The sequence below is a fragment of the Aquifex sp. genome (assembly GCF_056494385.1).
The window spans coordinates 1-18,456 of sequence record NZ_JBSLZM010000050.1; the positions used below are offsets into that span (position 1 = coordinate 1).

Annotated in this window: 21 protein-coding genes and 1 pseudogene; 9 read left to right on the plus strand and 13 right to left on the minus strand. The window is 42.8% G+C overall.

Going from position 1 to position 18,456, the window contains the following annotated elements:
* Positions 1–192, plus strand: a pseudogene (locus ACWB1W_RS03840) (F0F1 ATP synthase subunit alpha); the annotation flags it as partial.
* A gap of 25 nt (positions 193–217) precedes the next feature.
* Positions 218–1,057, plus strand: coding sequence for a DUF72 domain-containing protein (locus tag ACWB1W_RS03845; RefSeq protein WP_479370072.1), 840 nt, complete (start codon positions 218–220; stop codon positions 1,055–1,057).
* Here ACWB1W_RS03845 and accC read toward each other — a convergent pair whose 3' ends face one another.
* Positions 1,058–2,491: an acetyl-CoA carboxylase biotin carboxylase subunit gene (accC, locus tag ACWB1W_RS03850; protein WP_479370073.1), complete on the minus strand. Its 1,434-nt coding sequence runs from the start codon at positions 2,489–2,491 to the stop codon at positions 1,058–1,060.
* A 26-nt stretch (positions 2,492–2,517) separates the two neighbouring features.
* Between accC and ACWB1W_RS03855 the strand changes: the two genes are divergently transcribed.
* From ACWB1W_RS03855 to ACWB1W_RS03870, 4 genes are read left to right on the plus strand one after another with little or no spacing between them, the layout of a single operon-like run.
* Positions 2,518–3,021 carry a type 1 glutamine amidotransferase domain-containing protein gene (locus tag ACWB1W_RS03855; protein WP_479370074.1) on the plus strand — a complete coding sequence of 168 codons (504 nt, stop codon included), beginning with the start codon at positions 2,518–2,520 and terminating at the stop codon, positions 3,019–3,021.
* Entirely contained in the window at positions 3,018–3,851 is an 834-nt protein-coding gene (locus ACWB1W_RS03860; protein ID WP_479370075.1) for a metal ABC transporter solute-binding protein, Zn/Mn family, read from the plus strand. Before ACWB1W_RS03855 ends, ACWB1W_RS03860 begins: the two co-directional genes overlap by 4 nt.
* Complete coding sequence (locus ACWB1W_RS03865; protein WP_479370076.1) at positions 3,842–4,540, plus strand: metal ABC transporter ATP-binding protein; 699 nt, start codon at positions 3,842–3,844, stop codon at positions 4,538–4,540. Before ACWB1W_RS03860 ends, ACWB1W_RS03865 begins: the two co-directional genes overlap by 10 nt.
* Positions 4,527–5,330 carry a metal ABC transporter permease gene (locus ACWB1W_RS03870; RefSeq protein WP_479370077.1) on the plus strand — a complete coding sequence of 268 codons (804 nt, stop codon included), beginning with the start codon at positions 4,527–4,529 and terminating at the stop codon, positions 5,328–5,330. Before ACWB1W_RS03865 ends, ACWB1W_RS03870 begins: the two co-directional genes overlap by 14 nt.
* Here ACWB1W_RS03870 and ACWB1W_RS03875 read toward each other — a convergent pair.
* Both ACWB1W_RS03875 and ACWB1W_RS03880 read right to left on the minus strand, forming a co-directional pair.
* Positions 5,307–6,266 carry an SAM-dependent methyltransferase gene (locus tag ACWB1W_RS03875; RefSeq protein WP_479370078.1) on the minus strand — a complete coding sequence of 320 codons (960 nt, stop codon included), beginning with the start codon at positions 6,264–6,266 and terminating at the stop codon, positions 5,307–5,309. The genes ACWB1W_RS03870 and ACWB1W_RS03875 overlap by 24 nt on opposite strands.
* 9 nt (positions 6,267–6,275) lie before the next feature.
* The gene (locus ACWB1W_RS03880; protein ID WP_479370079.1) at positions 6,276–6,731 is read right to left on the minus strand and encodes a ligand-binding protein SH3; all 456 of its coding nucleotides are present in this window, start codon (positions 6,729–6,731) and stop codon (positions 6,276–6,278) included.
* A 97-nt stretch (positions 6,732–6,828) separates the two neighbouring features.
* Between ACWB1W_RS03880 and ftsY the strand changes: the two genes are divergently transcribed.
* Positions 6,829–8,214, plus strand: coding sequence for a signal recognition particle-docking protein FtsY (ftsY, locus tag ACWB1W_RS03885; protein ID WP_479370080.1), 1,386 nt, complete (start codon positions 6,829–6,831; stop codon positions 8,212–8,214).
* A 9-nt stretch (positions 8,215–8,223) separates the two neighbouring features.
* Positions 8,224–8,709 (plus strand): hypothetical protein, encoded by a 486-nt coding sequence (locus ACWB1W_RS03890; RefSeq protein ID WP_479370081.1) that lies wholly within the window; start codon positions 8,224–8,226, stop codon positions 8,707–8,709.
* A gap of 5 nt (positions 8,710–8,714) precedes the next feature.
* On the opposite strand, the gene ACWB1W_RS03895 is transcribed toward ACWB1W_RS03890, so the two are convergent.
* The 3 genes from ACWB1W_RS03895 to ACWB1W_RS03905 all read right to left on the minus strand — a co-directional run bounded on the left by ACWB1W_RS03895 (position 8,715) and on the right by ACWB1W_RS03905 (position 10,296).
* Positions 8,715–8,975, minus strand: coding sequence for a ribbon-helix-helix domain-containing protein (locus ACWB1W_RS03895; RefSeq protein ID WP_479370082.1), 261 nt, complete (start codon positions 8,973–8,975; stop codon positions 8,715–8,717).
* A 66-nt stretch (positions 8,976–9,041) separates the two neighbouring features.
* Positions 9,042–9,968, minus strand: coding sequence for a tRNA (5-methylaminomethyl-2-thiouridine)(34)-methyltransferase MnmD (locus ACWB1W_RS03900; protein ID WP_479370083.1), 927 nt, complete (start codon positions 9,966–9,968; stop codon positions 9,042–9,044).
* Positions 9,958–10,296 (minus strand): hypothetical protein, encoded by a 339-nt coding sequence (locus tag ACWB1W_RS03905; RefSeq protein WP_479370084.1) that lies wholly within the window; start codon positions 10,294–10,296, stop codon positions 9,958–9,960. The genes ACWB1W_RS03900 and ACWB1W_RS03905 overlap by 11 nt, the downstream gene beginning before the upstream one ends.
* Positions 10,297–10,338: 42 nt before the next feature.
* Here ACWB1W_RS03905 and rgy point away from each other — a divergent pair, with 42 nt between their 5' ends.
* Complete coding sequence (gene rgy, locus ACWB1W_RS03910) at positions 10,339–13,818, plus strand: reverse gyrase (protein ID WP_479370085.1); 3,480 nt, start codon at positions 10,339–10,341, stop codon at positions 13,816–13,818.
* Here rgy and ACWB1W_RS03915 read toward each other — a convergent pair whose 3' ends face one another.
* The 7 genes from ACWB1W_RS03915 to ACWB1W_RS03945 form a co-directional block, all read right to left on the minus strand.
* Positions 13,819–14,151: a hypothetical protein gene (locus ACWB1W_RS03915; protein ID WP_479370086.1), complete on the minus strand. Its 333-nt coding sequence runs from the start codon at positions 14,149–14,151 to the stop codon at positions 13,819–13,821.
* A gap of 97 nt (positions 14,152–14,248) precedes the next feature.
* Positions 14,249–14,485, minus strand: coding sequence for a ferredoxin oxidoreductase (locus tag ACWB1W_RS03920; RefSeq protein ID WP_459774557.1), 237 nt, complete (start codon positions 14,483–14,485; stop codon positions 14,249–14,251).
* A gap of 14 nt (positions 14,486–14,499) precedes the next feature.
* The gene (locus ACWB1W_RS03925) at positions 14,500–15,189 is read right to left on the minus strand and encodes a 2-oxoacid:acceptor oxidoreductase family protein (protein WP_479370087.1); all 690 of its coding nucleotides are present in this window, start codon (positions 15,187–15,189) and stop codon (positions 14,500–14,502) included.
* Positions 15,186–16,055 carry a thiamine pyrophosphate-dependent enzyme gene (locus ACWB1W_RS03930; protein ID WP_479370088.1) on the minus strand — a complete coding sequence of 290 codons (870 nt, stop codon included), beginning with the start codon at positions 16,053–16,055 and terminating at the stop codon, positions 15,186–15,188. Before ACWB1W_RS03930 ends, ACWB1W_RS03925 begins: the two co-directional genes overlap by 4 nt.
* A 22-nt stretch (positions 16,056–16,077) precedes the next feature.
* Positions 16,078–17,247 (minus strand): transketolase C-terminal domain-containing protein, encoded by a 1,170-nt coding sequence (locus ACWB1W_RS03935; RefSeq protein ID WP_479370089.1) that lies wholly within the window; start codon positions 17,245–17,247, stop codon positions 16,078–16,080.
* Positions 17,248–17,265: 18 nt separating this feature from the next.
* A complete protein-coding gene (locus tag ACWB1W_RS03940) occupies positions 17,266–17,985 on the minus strand; it encodes a carbon monoxide dehydrogenase beta subunit family protein (RefSeq protein WP_479370090.1) in 720 nt (239 codons plus the stop codon).
* Positions 17,986–18,078: 93 nt separating this feature from the next.
* Positions 18,079–18,456 (minus strand): hypothetical protein (locus ACWB1W_RS03945; protein WP_479370091.1); only part of this gene is annotated, 378 nt, incomplete at its 5' end.

The window sequence follows — 18,456 nt, forward strand, 5'->3', positions numbered from 1 at the left end:
GGAACCCACGGATACCTTGACGACATTCCCGTTGAATCGGTTAGGAAGTTTGAAAAAGAGCTTTACGCATTCCTTGATAACGAGAGACCTGATATTCTCAAAGAGATAACCGAAAAGAAGAAGCTGGACGAAGAGCTTGAAAAGAAAATAAAGGAAGCCCTTGATACCTTTAAACAAAGATTTGTTCCTTAACCTCCTTTCCCTTTAAATTCCTTTTATGAAAAGGTTTAAAAACGTATACATAGGTTGTAGCGGCTTCTCCTACAAAGATTGGAAGGGAACTTTTTACCCCTCCCACATATCCGATAATGAGATGATTATTTATTACGAAAAGTTCTTTAACGTGGTTGAGATAAACTACACCTACTACACCATGCCGCACCCTTTTACCTTCAAAAGCTTCCTTGAGAAAACAAAAAAGTTGAAGTTTTCCGTAAAGGCTAATCAAGTTTTTACTCACGAAAGGAATTACACAAAGGAAGATTTAAAAGCCTTCATAGAGGGTATAAAACCGTTGCTTGAAAATGAGGAACGGTTTATAGCTGTCCTTTTCCAGTTCCCCGAAAGCTTTAGATACACCCGGGAAAACCTTGATTACTTAAAAAAACTTTCCTCCGAATTTACGGGAATTGAAAGGGTTGTTGAGGTAAGACATAGGAGTTTCGCAAATCAGGAGTTTTACGCATTTGTTGAAGAGATAGGTTTTTCCGCACTCGTCAACGTAGACGCTCCGAAGGTAAAAGGTCTCCTGATAGGCCCATGGGTTTCCGTTGGAACAATTAACTACGTAAGACTCCACGGAAGGAATAAGGAAAAGTGGCACAACCATAAAGAACCTTACGAGAGGTATGACTACCTTTACTCAATTGAAGAACTTGAGAAGTTAAAAGAAAAGATTCTAAAGATTTACGAGGGAAAGGATACGTACGTATTTTTTAACAACCACTACAGGGGAAAGGGAGCACTGAACGCCCTTCAGATGAAGGAGCTTTTCGGTGAAGAGGTTAAGATACCGAAGGGACTTCTCTCAACCTTCGCCCCGAGGCTATGGGAATAGTTAAAGTCCGTAGTGAGCGGCTATAGCTGCGGAAAGTGCGAGAACGATATCTTCCCTCGGCTTTTCACCTTCAATCTTAAGGTCGTACTCACCTCTTGCGAGCTTTTCCTCAAGGAACTTAACTCCGAAGTCTCCTCTTAAGAAATCCGGGTCTCTCACTATTTCCCTGTAAAGGGGTATGTTTGTCGGAACACCTCTCACGACAAACTCGTCAAGTGCTCTCCTTGAGCGAGCCACAACTTTCTCCCACGTAAGCGCCCATACGGTCATTTTCGCTATCATAGAGTCGTAATAAGGGGGTATTATGTAGTCCTTATAAACGGAAGCGTCTATCCTCACCCCGGGTCCACCGGGTGAGTAGTAGGAGGTTATCTTTCCGGGTGCCGGTGCGAAATTCCTTTTCGGGTCCTCGGCGTTTATACGAAACTCTATGGCGTAGCCCCTAAAGGTTATATCACTCTGTAAGTAGGGAAGAGGCTCTCCCGCAGCTATCCTTATCATCATCTCAACTATGTCTACTCCCGTTATCGTTTCGGTAATCGTGTGTTCAACCTGGAGTCTTGTATTCATCTCTATGAAGTAATACTCACCGGTTTTAAGGTCTACCAGAAACTCAAGGGTTCCTGCATTTTCATAACCCACCTTAGTCAGAGCCCTTACCGCATTCCCAAGGATTTTCATCCTAAGCTCTTTGGGAAGGACCGGAGAAGGAGCTATCTCTATAAGTTTTTGGTGCCTTCGCTGTATTGAGCAGTCCCTTTCACCCAGATGTATTATGTTTCCGTATTTATCCCCGAGGACTTGAACTTCAATATGTTTCGGGTTCTCAAGGTATTTTTCTATGAAAAGATCTCCCTTCCCGAAGAAGGTTTCCGCTTCCCTGTAAGCACTCTCAAAGGATTTCTTAAGCTCCTCCTCATTTCTTACCACCCTCATACCCCTTCCCCCTCCTCCGTATGCCGCCTTAAGCATTATGGGGTATCCAATTTCCCTTGCGTAGTGCTTTGCATCCTCAAGGTTTGTAATGGGTTCCTCTGTTCCCGGAATTGTAGGGAGTCCTGCTTCCTTCATGACCTTTTTCGCTTTTACTTTGTCCCCGAACATCTCAATCTGCTCGGGAGTCGGACCTATAAAGGTTATTCCTCTTCTTATGCAATATCTGGCAAACTCCGGATTTTCCGCAAGGAATCCGTATCCGGGGTGTATCGCATCAGCTCCTACTTGTTTTGCAAGGTCTACAATCCTTACGTAATCAAGGTAAGCCCTGACCGGGTCACCCGTAATCAGATAAGCCTCGTCCGCTTTTTTGACGTGAAGTGACCGAACGTCCGCCTCTGAGTATATCGCAACTGTTTTTATCCCGAGCTCCTTACAAGCCCTTATTATCCTTACAGCTACCTCTCCCCTGTTTGCTATCAAAACCTTCTTGAACATAATGTTTCATTTTAAAATTAAAACCTATGAAGAAGGTTCTTATATTCCTTGAGGAACTCGTTGAAGACGTTGAGTTTATATATCCTTACTTAAGACTAAAGGAAGAAGGTCATAACGTAGTCTCGGCTTCACCGAAGATAAAGGAATATAAGGGAAAGAAGGGGATGAGCTTTAAACCTGATAAAACTATAAAAGAAGTTTACCACGATGAGTTTGACTGTGTTTTCATCCCGGGAGGATACGCACCCGATAGACTCAGAAGATATCCCGAGGTTCTCCATATAGTTAAAAAGCATTACGATAAGGGGAAACTCGTCTGCGCTGTATGCCACGGCCCGTGGGTTCTTATATCCGCAAAAATAGTAAAGGGGAAAAAGGTTACGGGATTTTTCGCCATAAAGGATGACCTTATAAATGCCGGAGCAAACTACACAGGCAATCCCGTTGAGGTGGACGGAAATCTGGTAACAGCAACAGACCCAAACTCCATGCTTGAAATGATGAGGATAATAGTACAAAAACTAAGATGAAAAAGCTTTTAATTCTGCTTTTTCTTCTTACACTTACCTTCGGTAAGGATTTAATTCTTGTCTCAATTTATCCCTTTTACGACGTCGTTAAGGATATAAGCGGTGAGGAATTCAGGGTTGATACTCTCGTTCCGCCTAAAGCGGATTACCACACCTACGAGCTTTCTCCCAGGGAACTGATAAAACTTTACGTTGCTAAGGTGTTTTTCGTAAGCGGTGTTTCCTTAGGTGAGTGGGAGGTGAAGGCCTCAAAGATTACTAAGGCTAAGGTGTTCAGTTTATCCGAAGGTATAGACTTACTTTATTACGGGCATAAGGAACTCGGGAAGGACCCGCATTTCTGGGTTTCTCCCAAGAGAATGTTAAAGGTTGTTAACAACGTAAAAGATGCGTTAAAAAGTGTTTACCCTGAAAAAAACTTTGAAAATAACTATAAAGAGGTCTACGAGAAGCTCTTAGAACTTCACAAGAGTTATGAAAAAACACTTTCAAAGTGCAAGATAAAAACCTTCGGTGCTGTTCATCCCGCTTTCGGCTATCTCGCAGAAGACTACGGACTAAAACAGGTTATCCTTAAAGAGGAACACCACGGAGGAATATCCCCTAAAACACTAAAGAAACTCTTGAGAGAAGTAAGGAGGAAAAAAGTAAAAGTTATTCTCATACCTCAAGGTGCACACTCAAAGCTGGCGGACATACTTAAAGATAAGTATGGTGTAAAGGTTTACGAGATAAACGTTAAGATTATTCCTAAGGGAAAAGACGATAATTACTACAAAATAATGAATGAAAATTTAAAAATCCTGAGGAAAGCCTTAAAATGCGGATAGTAGAAGTTGAAGGAGTTAGTTTTTCTTACGACGGAAAGTTTTACGTCCTTGAGGATATATCCTTTTCGGTAGAAGAGGGAGACTTCATAGGAATAGTTGGCCCAAACGGAGCCGGGAAGTCCACCCTTTTTAAACTCATTCTCGGTTTTTTAAAACCGAATAAGGGAAGCGTAAAGCTTTTCGGAACTAAGGTAGAAGACTTTAAGGAATGGAAAAGGGTTGGATACGTTCCCCAAAGGGTAAACGTTGAACACACCTTTCCGGGAAAGGTAATAGAACTACTTAGCAGTGTTTCAACGGATAAAAAGGATACGGAGTTCGTGATTGAATACCTGAAGATAAGAGATATGCTGAACAAGCAGTTTACGAAGCTTTCGGGCGGTCAGCAACAGAGGGTTTTGCTTGCCCTCGCACTTTCAACTAACCCGGACCTCCTGCTCCTTGATGAGCCTTCAACGGGACTTGACGTCCACGCGCTTACCCATTTCACAAATATACTTATAGACCTTAATACAAATCACCGAAAGACTATACTCATGATATCTCACGATATAGGAAGTCTTCTCAACCATGCGAATAAGATACTCTGTATTAACAGAAGGGTTTGTTACTTCGGTCCTCCGGAGAACGCAATTGAGTATATAGAGGAAGCCTTCGGGCTTAAGGGAGTTCTCCATGGAATTTCTTGAGTATGACTTTGTCCAGAGAGGCTTAATAGCGGGAACCCTTATTGCCCTCTCTACCGCCTTAATCGGTGTTTTTCTTATACTCAGGCGTTTTGCCTTTCTCGGTGCAGGGCTCTCCCACTCTGCTTTTGCAGGAATAGCAATCGGTTTTCTCCTTAATACGGACATTCACCTCTCAACGGTTTTATTTACACTCTTTGTAGCTAACCTCGTTGAGTTCCTAACGAGAACAAAAAAGGTTCCCGGAGATACCGCCGTCGCTGTTATATTCTCAAGCGGTATGGCTTTGGCGGTTATAATTCTCGGCGTAGTAAAGGGATTCGGGGAGAATCTCTTTTCCTACCTTTTCGGCAATATACTAATGGTTGACGATAAGGACCTTATATACTCCTCGGGAGTTTTCTTACTCACCCTTTTATTCCTTTTTTTCTTTTACAGGAAGCTTATTCTACTCACTTTTTCTGAAGAGATAGCACGGGTAAAAGGGGTAAACATAACACTTATAAACCACCTATTCGTTTCTTTAACAGCCCTGGTTATAGTGGCAAGTATAAAAGCTGTGGGTGTAATACTGGCTTCCTCAATGGTTGTTATACCTGCCATGACTGGCCTTATACTTGCAAACTCCTTTTTAAAGAGCCTCCTTTTTTCTTCTTTAGCTTCGGTCTTTTCCATTATCTTCGGAATTTACATATCCTTTAATTACGACTTTCCTCCGAGCGGAACGATTGTAGGTATCTCCTTACTTCTCTTTATCCTATCCTTCCTTTTAAGAAGACTTCCTCTGAAGTAGAACCTTAAACTTGTCTCCCATAGATACGAGCATCGTTTTTAGCCTTGACATTCTCTCTATGCCTTCGGGTGTTTCATCCCAGCTTAGTTTTTCAAGCTCGTTCAGGAATGTGGGTATGTGCATTAAAAAATCCCTTTGGGGCTGGAAGAGTATAGTCTCAAGTCCGAAATCCCTTCCGTATTCCATTAGAGCGGAAAAGTTAACGTGTGCGGTTATGTCCACGCTTCCCGCTTCCTTTAGGAAGTCTTTGGCCACCTTATGTTCCTTGTATGCTAAAACAGTTCCTTCGGGAAAGCGAGTTATCTCGTCTGAAGTGTATCCGTAGTCTATAACGACATGGTATCCTGCAACAAGACTTTCGGAAATCCTCTTAAGCATATCAACACAATCAAGGCATACTTCAACTACTTGGTTTAAATTCTCGTATCCCATTCGTCTCAGGAAATCCTTTACCCTTTCATTTTCAAGGCTGAGCCATACCTCGTTTCCCTTTTCGTCAACGTATAACTCTTTTCCATCCTTAACAACGTGAACGGGAAGGGCGTCAAAGAACTCGTTTGAGAAGATTACTCCCTCTACCTTCGGAAGCTCGTTTACCCACTCAACGTTATCAAAATCCGATAAAACCTTCCTCTGTTTCTCTATAAGGCTCGGACTAAACTCGTATATGTAATAACGGACGTTTTTAAAGAGCTCCGGGTAGTTTTCCCTGTAGTAATTTAAAATGTCTCTCGCAAGTAATCCCGTTCCCGCTCCTAGTTCTACGAGTGCAGGTTTCTCAAACTCCGAAAGGTGTTGAGAAAAAAACTCGGCAAGGGCTTCGCCGAAAGCTTTGTCAAGCTGAGGGGCTGTGAAGAAGTCCTTTAGGGCTCTTTCCGAGCTGTAATACCTCCTTACCGCATCTTCCATAAAATCCCTGAAGCTTTTAAATGCCATAAATCTATTTTACTTTGCCTCTGCGGTTTCCTTTGCCTCCCTTGCCCTCTTAGCGGTTTCGGGGTCATAGGCCTTACCCTGCCAGAGCATCTTATAAACTACTTCGTATGTGCTTTCCGCAAGCTCTGTTAGTTCCTTAAAGAGCTTGTTAAACTTTTCAGACTTGTGGGATTTTTCGTGACTTTCAAGGTCTTTCCAGAAGGTTATTATGAGTATCTCCCTGTTCTTCAGGGGGTGTTCCGTAGCCTGTCCTGCAGTGGAACCCTCAAGGGATACTCCGCCGGTGTTGAGAACAACAAATCCTCCGTAAAATCCATCATCGGAGTGGTAAGTCTTTACGTGTTCACAGAGGTATGCGGCCTTTTCCATAACCTCATCTATATCAACACCTTCCTTAAGAACAACGTAATTTATATTAACAATTGCATCGTCAGGTATTCCGGGTATCAGCGGATTTCCATACATCTCACGCACCTCCTATCAGGTTTTCTTATCAATATATTAGAATATTCTAATATTTTTATGATATTAAACATAAGGGGATTGTAGTAAATTAAACTCTATGGTTTTTTTCTGGAGAAAGTCCGACGTAGAAAAGAAAGCAGAAAAAGGGGATAAGAACGCAATCCTTGAATTGATAAAGCAGGGAAAGAGGGAAAAAGCGGAAAAAATACTGAAAAAATACGCAGACCAAAACGAGGAGCTTGCAGAGCTATTATTTGAGCTTTACGTAAACGAAGGAAAGTTCGTCCAAGCGTATCCATACTTAAAGAAGTTCGGGGATAAACTCGGAACCGCAAAGGAGAGGGCAAAGGTTTACCAGGCTCTCGGAAAGTATGAGGATGCGATAAGAGAGTTCCTAAAGGTGGGAGATTTTGAAAGCCTTTACAACGTTGCAAAGATTTACTACCAGCTCGAGAAAACGAAAGAGTCCTACGAGTATGCGAAAAGGGCTGAGAAGATAGTCCCTTACGAGAGGAAACAGGAACTTGAGGAGTTTATAAAAAAGCTTGAGCTTGAACTCGGACTCGTAAAAGAAGAAAAAGAAAGCGTTCTGGATAAGCTAAAGAAGGGGCTTAAAAAAACTAAAGAGGCTGTAGAGTTCGGAATTCTCTTTAGGGGTAGAAAGGTAGACGAGGAGTTTTTTGAAGAGCTTGAGGAACTCCTCGTTAAGGCTGACGTAGGTGTGAAAACCGCGGTTGATATAACCGAGAAACTGAGGAAGGAAGCTATCAGGAAAAACATAAAGAGCTCGGAAGAGATAAAGGAGTTTTTAAAGAACGAGCTTCTTTCAATACTTAAGAACTGCGAAGGAAAGCTAAATATAAAGGAAAAGAAGGCTTCGGTTATACTCTTCGTCGGTGTGAACGGTTCGGGTAAAACAACGACCATAGGAAAGCTTGCCTATAAGTTAAAAGGTAAAGGAAAAAAGGTTTTACTAGTTGCAGGAGATACCTTTAGGGCTGCTGCCGTTGAACAGCTTGAAGTGTGGGCAAAACGCGCGGGTGTTGATATAGTAAAAAAAGAGGAAGGAGCAGACCCCGGAGCGGTCGTTTACGAAGGTATGAATAAAGCAAAGGAGGAGGGATACGACGTCGTCCTTATAGATACCGCAGGAAGGCTTCACACGAAGGAGCCTTTAATAAAGGAGCTGAGAAAGATTGTAAAGGTAATTAAGAAGTTTGACGAAGAAGAACCGACCGAAACACTCCTTGTAATGGACGCAACAACGGGACAGAACGCAATACAGCAGGCTAAAGTTTTTAAGGAAGCGGTTGATATAACGGGGATAGTTGTGACAAAGCTTGACGGGAGTGCAAAAGGAGGCTTTATAGTTGCGGTTTGCAAGGAGTTCAAAATTCCCATAAAGCTCGTGGGTGTGGGCGAGGGTATAGACGACCTTCAGCCCTTTGATGCTGAAGCTTATGTAAATGCTCTCCTGGATTAATTTAATCTTATGAAGCTTCCAATAGTTCTCGGAACTGACCCGGAAAACACCATAAGGATAGATAAGCTCCCTTCCTTGAAGGGAGAGTTTGCGGTTCACATTCACACATCGGAAAACGAGAACAACGCCCACGTAAAGCTTGAGTATGGAGACACCGATTACTGCCTTTCTATCTACGTGTTTAATTACCCGAAGTTTTTAAGGAATGAAACCGTGAGGGTGAGGAATTACGACCTGTGGCCTAAGTGGATTATGTTTGCCGCAAAACTCCCCGATGGAAAGCTTCATCCACGTTCGGACGGAAAGGTTTACAGGGAAGACGCGGTAATCGTGGGAGAGGGAATATACAGCCTTGAGAATCCCTTTATATCCTTTGAGTTCAAGGACGGGACTAAGCTAAGCTTCAGAGTTGAGTTTTACAGATACGTAAGGTATTACTCACCGAAATACGGAAAAAGTTTCAGAAGCGAGTACTGGTTTATAGGTATAGATTGAAATGCTTAACTTTTTTCAATAAGCTCCAGTTTTGCCTCACACTTGCCCAATTTATAACTCAGTTCCTCAACTTTGTTTATTATCTCCAGAAAGTTTTTAGATATAATTTTTAAATCTTCAAAAATCTCACTTTTTCCCCGTATATAGTCGTAATAATGATTTAAAGCTTCCTCTATAATCTGGGTTTCTTTCTTATTTGTAGACTTTTTAAGTTCTTCAAGGATGCCTATGGTTTTGTCATTAAATATGTAAGTTTTCTTTTTCATAACGAACACCTCAAGTATCTTTTCACTTTTAAATTTACTTCATCGGTATTTTTGTGGCAATAATTTTTAAGTGAGTAAGTAATTGTAAACCTTTAAAAGGTATTCTGTAAGTATTTCTAAAGGTTCTTTATTTAGATTTTCATCTCTCATGGGTTTAGCAAAGGGCGATAATACTAACTTCCTTAATTCCCCTTCTTCCATAGGTGGAACCGGAGCTTTTAAACTCGCAACAGTTCCCTTTCTCTTTCTCCCGACTTCTTTAGAAGAGCCCACCTTAAAACCCAGAAGCATAAGGCTTTTTCTCACGGAAAGGGAAGAACTGTAAGAAACCCAGTAGCCTTTTTCGTCAATTCTTTCCTTAATTAGGTTTAAAAAGTCGTAAGTCCAAAGCTCGGGATTTTTATATGGGGAAAAGGCATCGTGAAAAACAGCATCAGCTTTGAAATTTACCTTCTTTATTTCTTTCCTGGCATCACCTACGTAAACTTTTATCTTAAGTCTTTCCTCCTCATACTCCGGAAAGGCTGAGATAACTTTCTTATGTATCTCTCCGTAAGGGTCTGGAAGAACAGGAATATCCTTAAGAGGTTCCTTTTCAAAAGAAACTATCTCAACCCTTAAATCCGGATTTACCTCCCATAAGTGTTTCAGAGCAACCGCAAGGTTATACCCGAGCCCGAAACCTACTTCCAGGATTCTTATAACATCTTTACTTTTTGCCTTTTCAAGTATACGGGAAGGCTTCACAAACTTCCAGTATGCTTCCTTTATAGCTCCTGCGGTCTGGCTGTGATAGGGTTCTCCGTACTTATTGTGAATAAAGGTGTATGAGCCGTCCGCCGTAGGTGCAAGGTTAACACCCTCACCGAAGGGGTTATAGGCAAATCTTTTAAGCTCCCTAAGGATAGTGTTAAAGGCTTCCTCGCTAAGCTTTATTCCTTTCTCTTTTAGGAAGTTCCTAAGGTATTCCTCTAAAAAAGTTTCACGGCTCATCTTCAAGAATTTTCTCTATATTGTAAATCTCGTAAACGGGTCTGTGGTTCGTAAGTCCTATAGATTCCCTATAAACTATAAGGTAATACCTGTATTTATAAGCTTCCTTTTTGTATGCTTCAAAGCGTTTTCTCATAGACGCTATAAGTCTAATAGTAAGCTTCGGTGTTTTTCCCTTTTCCTTCTCAAGTCTGACTTTTAGATAATTTATAACCCTTTTTATCCGTTTCATATTCTCCATACATACCTCTATCTTCCTTCCGTATCCTCCGCCTACGCTTGCTATCTCCCTTAAGATCTCGTCGTCAAGACTATCCTTTTGTATCATGTCCAAATAATAAAAATTAAAATCTTCTGGCAAGATATTATTATGGCTCTGGAAATTATAGAAAGGGGATGTCCCAATTGCGGGGGAGCTATAAGCTCAGACAGGCTTGAGAAAGGTCTCCCCTGTTCAAAGTGTTTACCGAAGCCAACCGAAGAAGAAGTTTGCCTAGCCCTTGAAAGGGAAAATACACTAAAACTACTTAAACCCTTTTGTGAAACGGATAAGAAACTTGAGGAGTTTATTAACTTCTTTGAGAAAGGAATAGGTGCCAAACCCTGGAGTCTCCAGAGAGTATGGGCAAAACGGGTATTCATGAATCAGTCTTTTGCCATAGTTGCTCCCACGGGTGTAGGGAAAACCACCTTCGGCCTTGTTATGTCCCTCTTCTTGAAAGGTAGGGTTTTAATGATATTTCCGACAAGACTTTTAGCCAATCAATCGGGGGAAAAACTTGAGGAGCTTTCCCAAAAGCTAAACGTTAAAAAGAGGATTCTCGTTTACCACTCAAAGAAGAAAATAAAAGAGCAGTTTCTTAACGGAGATTGGGATATCCTCCTCGGAACGAACATGTTTCTCCATAAGAACTTTGAAAACTTAATGAAGTTTAAGTTTAAGCTCATCTTTATAGACGACATAGACAGCTTCCTAAAGAGGGGTAAGAACGTAGATTACCTCTTTAAGCTTCTCGGATTTACCGACGATGAGATAAAACTCGCATTAAAAGAAGAAAAGAGTCAGAGGGACTACGATAAACTCGCAAGAATAAGGAAGAGAAAAAGGGAAACGGTTTTAATAGTGTCTTCCGCAACCCTTAAACCGAAAGGTAAAAGAGCTTACCTCTTCAGAAACCTGCTCGGTTTTGATGTGCAAAAGGCCATTACAACTTTAAGGAACATAGTTGACGTTGCCCAGCCTGTTAAGGACTTGGAGGAAGCCCTTGAGAAATCGGTTGAGCTTATAAGAAAGCTCGGGAAGGGGGGACTTGTTTACCTTTCTGTATTTTACGGAAAAGAAAAAGTTCAGGAAATTACCGAGTATTACAGGAAAAAGGGCTTAAAAGCCTTATCATACCTTGAGTATAAACCGGAGGAGTTAATACAGATTCTTGAGAAGGGAGAATTTGACGTTGCCGTTGGAATCTCTCACATAACAAACCCCCTCGTTAGGGGTATAGACCTACCTCACATAATAAGGTATGCGGTGTTTCTTGACCCTCCCAAGCACGTGTTTCCCACAAAGCTGAGTTTAAACCCGCCCCTGCTTTATTCACTCCTTCTCACACTCTTGAACATTTTTGAAGAGAACGATAGACTTCAGGCAATTCAATACGCCATGTATCTCAAGAGATACCTCACCCTCAGGGAAGAACAGCTTGACCAGTATCCGAGGATAAAGGAAAAGGTTGAGGAGATAAAGAACTTCCTTGAGAAGTTTTTAAGGGACGATAAATTCCTTAAAAAGATTGAAGAAAGTGAAGATATATCTCTCGTTCCTAAGGATGGAGATCTTTACATAGTTGTGGGCGATGCAAACTCATACATACAGGCAAGCGGTAGAACCTCCCGTTTCATAGCAGGCGGAATGACTAAGGGGCTATCGGTTGTTTACTACTCGGACCCCAAGGCTTTCCACTCCCTTAAGAAAGGACTCTCTCTTTACTACATGACTCAAGAAATAGAGTTTAAGCGTCTTGAGGAGATAGACCTTGATAAGTTGATAAAAGAGATAGATGAAGACAGGAAGAGGGCTAAGGCAATACTTGAAGGAAAAGGCGTAGCCCAGATAAAAGACCTATTCAGAACAACACTCGTCGTTGTTGAAAGCCCCAACAAGGCAAGAACGATAGCATCCTTCTTCGGAAAGCCCCAGATGAGACTTGTTGAGGACTCAATAGCTTACGAAGTCCCTCTCGGGGACAGACTTCTCGTAATAACCGCTTCTTTAGGGCACGTTCTTGACCTTGTCACGGATAAAGGCTTCTTTGGTGTCCTTGACGATACATACCCCTACATTCCCGTTTACGACACTATAAAGGTGTGCAGGGACACCCACGAACAGCACACAGATTACAAGTATCTTAAAAACAGGTGTAGGGGAAAGATTGAGGACAAAATAGAACTAATAAAAGGAATAAGAAAGGTGGGATACGAGGTTGACGAAGTTTACATAGCGACGGACCCCGATGCGGAAGGTGAAAAGATAGGATACGACCTCTATCTTCTCACGAAACCCCTTAACTTGAACATAAAAAGGGCGGAGTTTCACGAGGTAACTCCCAAAGCCTTCAGGGAAGCGATAGAAAATCCGAGAAGCGTTGACCTAAACATGGTAAAAGCACAGCTCGTAAGGAGAATCCTTGACAGATGGGTAGGCTTCACCCTTTCCCATATTCTCTGGGATGTTTTTAAAAAGAAATGGCTATCCGCCGGAAGGGTCCAAACTCCCGTTCTGGGATGGGTTATAAAGAGGTATGAGCAGTCAAAACAAAAAAAGGGAGAGATAATTCTCCATGTAAACGGATACAGGGTAAAGATAGAAATTGAAGATTTAAGGTTTGCTAAGGAGGTTTTTAAAGACCTTGAGATAGCGGAACTTACCATTGAAAATCCGAGGGAAGAAGAGAAAAAACCTTTACCACCTTATACCACGGATACAATACTTGAGGACGCTAACGAGAAACTCCACCTATCTACAAAGAAAACTATGTCAATACTCCAGGAGCTCTTTGAGAGCGGATACATAACCTATCACAGAACCGACTCAACGAGAGTTTCCGATGCGGGTAAGTATTTTGTTGCGAAACCCTATATAACGAAACGTTTCGGAGAGGAGTATTTTTACCCAAGAAGCTGGGGAGAAGGGGGTGCCCACGAGTGTATAAGACCTACAAGACCTTTAGAACCTAAGGACCTTGAGTTTATGATAACCGCAGGTATTACGGAGTTTGAGGACCCGGAAAACACGGTAAAGATTTACGAACTTATATTCAAGAGATTTATGGCTTCTCAGATGAGACCCGCAAAAGTCGTTATTGAAGAGCTTAAGATAAAACTACCCTATTATGAGTTTAAAGAAGACGTTGTAGTTGACGTGAAGGAACACGGCTTTGACCTGATTTATCCCACGTTTACCTTATTCCCAAAGAGCGATGAACTCTCAATTCAGGATAAGGAGTTCAAAGAAGTTCCAAAAGTTTACCCATACACCCAGGGAACCCTTATACAGGAGATGAAAAAGAAAGGACTGGGAAGACCTTCTACTTACGCCCAGATAGTTCAGACACTTCTTGAGAGGCATTACGTAGTTGAAGAGAAAGGATTTTTAATACCTACGGAGCTGGGAATAAAGGTTTACGAATACCTGACAAAACACTTTCCCGAGTGGACAAGCGAAGAGCTAACAAGAAAACTTGAGGAGGCAATGGATAGGATAGAAAGAGGAGAACTTAATTACATGGACGTCCTTAAAGAGGTTCACGGAATAAAGAAACTCCTTAAACGGAAAAGGGAGAGAGTCGTTTAATCACTCTCCCCCGTATTCTACGCTGTCTATTTCCTCCATAAACTGTTCAATTGCGAAGGTTAAAAACTCCTTTATCTCCTTTATGTCCTTCTTAAGTATGTCCGGAGATATTTCTATCTTCTTCTCAAATACATCCCCGTCACCGCTTCTGTAAACAACCTTTATGTAAGGGTAATTAGGTTTATACCCCGGTGTTAGGTCTACCTCACACCCCTCCTCCTTTTCAACGTCATCAAAGCATACCTCAATATCAATGTCCGGTTCTACCATTAAGTCCTGAACTTCCTTAGCAAGCTTCTTTAACTTTTCAATATCTTCGTTGCTTAAAGTCATAACTACCTCCCTACAGAAATTATAACACTTCCCTTTTTTCGGATTTGTCAATACGTGTTTACTTACCGAAAAGGTTAATAAAAAAAGAAAAAAAGGCTTATGACTTTGCGGTTGCCTTCGGTGTAACCATTACCATTTCTACACAGTGTCTCTTGAGGAGGTCAGAACAGACGTAAACACAGATTTCACAACCCTTACACCTGTCGTACCAAACCCAGGCACTGTTCGTGCTTGCACGGAAGTTGAGACAGTTCGGTTCCGGGCAGAATAGAACACACTGTTTACAGTTATACTGGGCACACTCTTTTTCCTTAACGTCCGCAACGAAATACATCTATCTTTACCTCCTCAAGTTTTTACTTCTTCCGTTTCCGTTTCTACCCAGCCGTTCTCTTCTGCAAGCTTCATCGTATACTTTATAACCTCCATGTTCTTAGCAAGGAGTTCCTGTTTTCTCTTGAACTTCTTTTCTATAGCGGAGTCAAGTGCGGTTGTTCCACCGGATGCTACGAACGTCCCTCCGAGGAACCTCTCTATTAGTGCCTTTTCTATATGTTCAAGGTTAACAAGCCTCGTAATACCGAAGAAGAGTCCTACCATAGCCATGTTAGTGGCGAGTTCCGTTCCGGCAATGTCTCTCGCTATCTGGGTTGCGGGTATCATGTATATCCTTGCGTTGAGTTCCTCAAGAACCTTCTTGTCTTCTTCGGGGATTATGTCAACGTCGGAGTTTATTATTACCATTCCGTTCTCTTTCAGTCCGGAGTAGAAGGGCATTGTGTAGGACTTACCGTGTGTGATAACCTGAGGGTGATAAATCATAATAACGTTGGGGTAAACAACTTCACCGACCTCGTATATAGGTTGGTCCGATACACGAACGTAAGCTTCAACGGGTGCCATCCTCTTTTCGGAACCGAAGAAGGGGACAAGAGATGCGTACTTACCCGCTGCAGCCATAGCGTTACCAAGAATGTGGGCAGAGGTGACGACCCCCTGCCCACCAACTCCCGCAATTCTTATGTTGTATCTCTTCATTTCTTGACCTCCTCTTTTTCCTTCCTTTCAACCTCTTCGAGGAATTCTTTGACTTCGTCGGTCATCCATTCGTAGAACTTAAAGTCTTGCTTTTCCCTTTTCCTTGCGTCAGCGAGAACTTCCCTCGTGGGTATTGAGTACTCAATGTTACAAGAGGTGTAAGCGTGTATGAAGGTAGGTCCGAAATGTCTTGCAGCAAGTATTGCCCTTCTTATGGTCTTAGCTATTCTCTTGGGGTTCGTGGGAGATATCCTTGCTACGTATACACATCCTGCGGTTTTTGCAAGCTCAACAGCGTTTATCTTATCAAACTTCTTTCCGAGGGGTGCCATTTTGAGCTGAACACCTTTGGGGGACATTCCGCTTTCCTGTCCGCCCGTGTTTCCGTAAACTTCGTTATCAACCATTATGGTGGTGAACTTTTCTCTTCTGAACCAAGAGTGCATGGTCATTCCGAAACCTATGTCTATAAGTCCACCGTCACCAGCTATAACTACAACGTCCTTAACCTTGTCGGGGAACCTTATAGAAAGAGCTCTTTTAAGACCTGATGCAACCGCGTTTGTATCACCATAGTTTCCGTAGATGAAGGGAACTGCTGCTTGGGAAAGTGCAAGTCTTGCACATCCCGCAGTTCCGAGAACTATCGTATCCTCCGGATTAGGAAGGGCTGCGTAGAAAACTCTTATGAAGTAAGCCATGTAACACCCTGCACACATCGGGTGCTCTTCAACAAGCTCTTTAAACTGTCCGAGTTGCATTACGTCAACTTTCTTACCGAAGGGACCGTATTTTACGAGGTCTACGTAGTCCCTGGGCATGTATTTTTCAAAGCCGGGAGAAATTCTTACGTATTCCAGACCCATATCTACACCTCCTTAAGTTTTTTTAAACAACGGTCTTCTTTTCCTTCTTAATACCAAAGGCCTTATAAATTTCGTCCATTATGAGCTCAACGGGAAGGGTCATTCCTCCGTAAACTCTCGGTCCGTCAACAACTATACCGCTGTTGGGTATAGCCGCCTTAACCTCTTTTGCAAGCCATCCCACTATGTTGTGTTCGGGAACTATTACCGCTTTTGCGTTCTTGAGAACTTCCCTTATCTCTTGAACGGGGAACGGTCTGAGGGATTTCACCTTTACGAGACCGACGTTAAGCCCTTCCATAGTCGCGTATCTCTGAGCTTCCCTTCCCTGTGCAGCTGCACAACCGGAAGCAACTACGAACACTTCCGCATCCGGGTTCACAACTTCTATGAGACCACCGAGGTAGTGCTTAATCCACTTTGCAGCCCTTCTGTTTGCAGACCATACTTCCTGTTGCCAGACCGCGTGAATGAGGTAGCTCATGAAGTTAGACTTTTGAACGGGAGCATCCCTCTGTATTCTTGCAGGAGGTATTTCACAGTCCGTCGGAGGAACAGGTGCCTTGTAGGGGTCCCTGGGAGGAAGTTTCATATCCTCGGGGGGAAGGTCTACGTATCCCTTTGCGTGAGTTACGAAGAATCCTTCCGTAGCAACTACGACAGGAAGATAAACATCCACCTTTTCTGAAATTACAAATCCCGCAAGCGTGAAGTCAAAAATGTCCTGTTGGTTTTCCGCGTGGAGAACTACAAGTCCGGAATTTAAGAGGTAAGATATCTCAACGTTGTCGGGTTGTATGGAGAGGGGAGCGTTTACAACTCTCGTCATTACACCGAGAACCGCCGGAATTCTGTGTCCGGGCCAGGATACTATAGCCTCAAGCCCTCTGAGCAGTCCAGGTCCCGAGGTTGCGGTAAAGGCTCTAGCTCCCCCCCTTACCGCTCCGGCTATTGCGGACATAGCTCCGTATTCTTCTTCCGCTCTATAGTAATCCTTAACGTATCCTTGCGCGTAAAGGTCTCCAACGAGGTGCATCGTTTCGGATTGGGGAGTTATGGGATATGCTATAGCGACGTCAACGTTTGCCCTCTTTACAGCTTCAGCAAAAGCCTGAGAACCCGTAATAAACTTTCTTTCCCTGGGAGCTTCTAAAATAAGGTATTCAGGGTCAACAACTCTTTGCTCAGGCATACCACACCTCCTTCAAAATTACTCGGTTTCTTCTACAATCTCGCCCCTTCTCGGGATAAGAAGATAAGCGTACTCTCCGAAGTCCAGAGGAGATATCTTGACCCATTCTTCTTTTGGAAGCGAGGGATTTTCGGGCGGAAGTTGGGGCTCCCATTCTATTCCCATTTCCTTTCTTACTTCTACGAGAACGTCTCTGAACTTTCTTATCTCGTCTGCGTGAACGTCCCTGAGGGACACCATTGCGTCTTCGTGCCCCATCTCACCGCACAGGGCTATTGTGTAACAGTTTGTTCCTGCCCTTATCATTCTCAAGGAAAGGTTTGCGTAGTGACAGTGAACACCTACAAATATACAAACTTCAATTCTGTTATGGAGAATTGTAAGGTTAGGGTGGTTTGGGTTTATTTCCGCTTCCGGGTCAATCTTAGGATACTTGGGTCTGTAGTCGGGCATGGGAATTATCCTACAGTTGGGAATTTCCATAGCGAGTTCCAGAACCGCTTTTGCCTTTTCCATCGCATCCGCGTTCCATCCCCACAGAACCAGAGGACCGGGGAATATAGTGGGATTCTTACGGGTTAGGAGAGCCTTTGCGGCTTCCCTCATAGCAGTTTCTTCATCTACTATCTCACCGTAGAGTAAAGCTTTACCGGGAGGTGGTAGGTCACATCCTTGAAATGCTGCAGGGGTAGGTATGTAACCTTCAGGGCCCGGTTGTATAGGGTTCTTCTCAGCCATACATAACCTCCGCGCCTTGTTTTAGATGTGGTAAGTAAAAATACAATATAAACAAAAAGATAGTATGAGCAAGGTCAAAAACAAAACAGAGTTTTAAGTGTATATAACGTCAAACTTAAGGTCGTAAAGTTCTCTTATCTTCTTGGAAATGTTCAGGAAAAAGTCGTAAGCTTCTTCCTTGGAGCCGAAAAAGCCTATACGGAAACGTGTTTCGCTTATGTCGTAGGGCTTCTCCGGGTTCCATCTGTTCCTGTATCTCGGCTTATCGGAGGGGTAAATATCCGCAAAGTTGTTAAAAGGGTCAACGTATACGACCCAACCTTCACCTTCTACGGGCTGGAGAGATGCCTTAATAGTTTGGGCTATCTCGGAGTTCTTCATATCGGGGTTAACATTTTGACATATTTCTCTAACCGGGACCCCGAACCATTTTAGATTCTCGTCCGCCTCTAAAAAGAAAAGGTTTCTCTC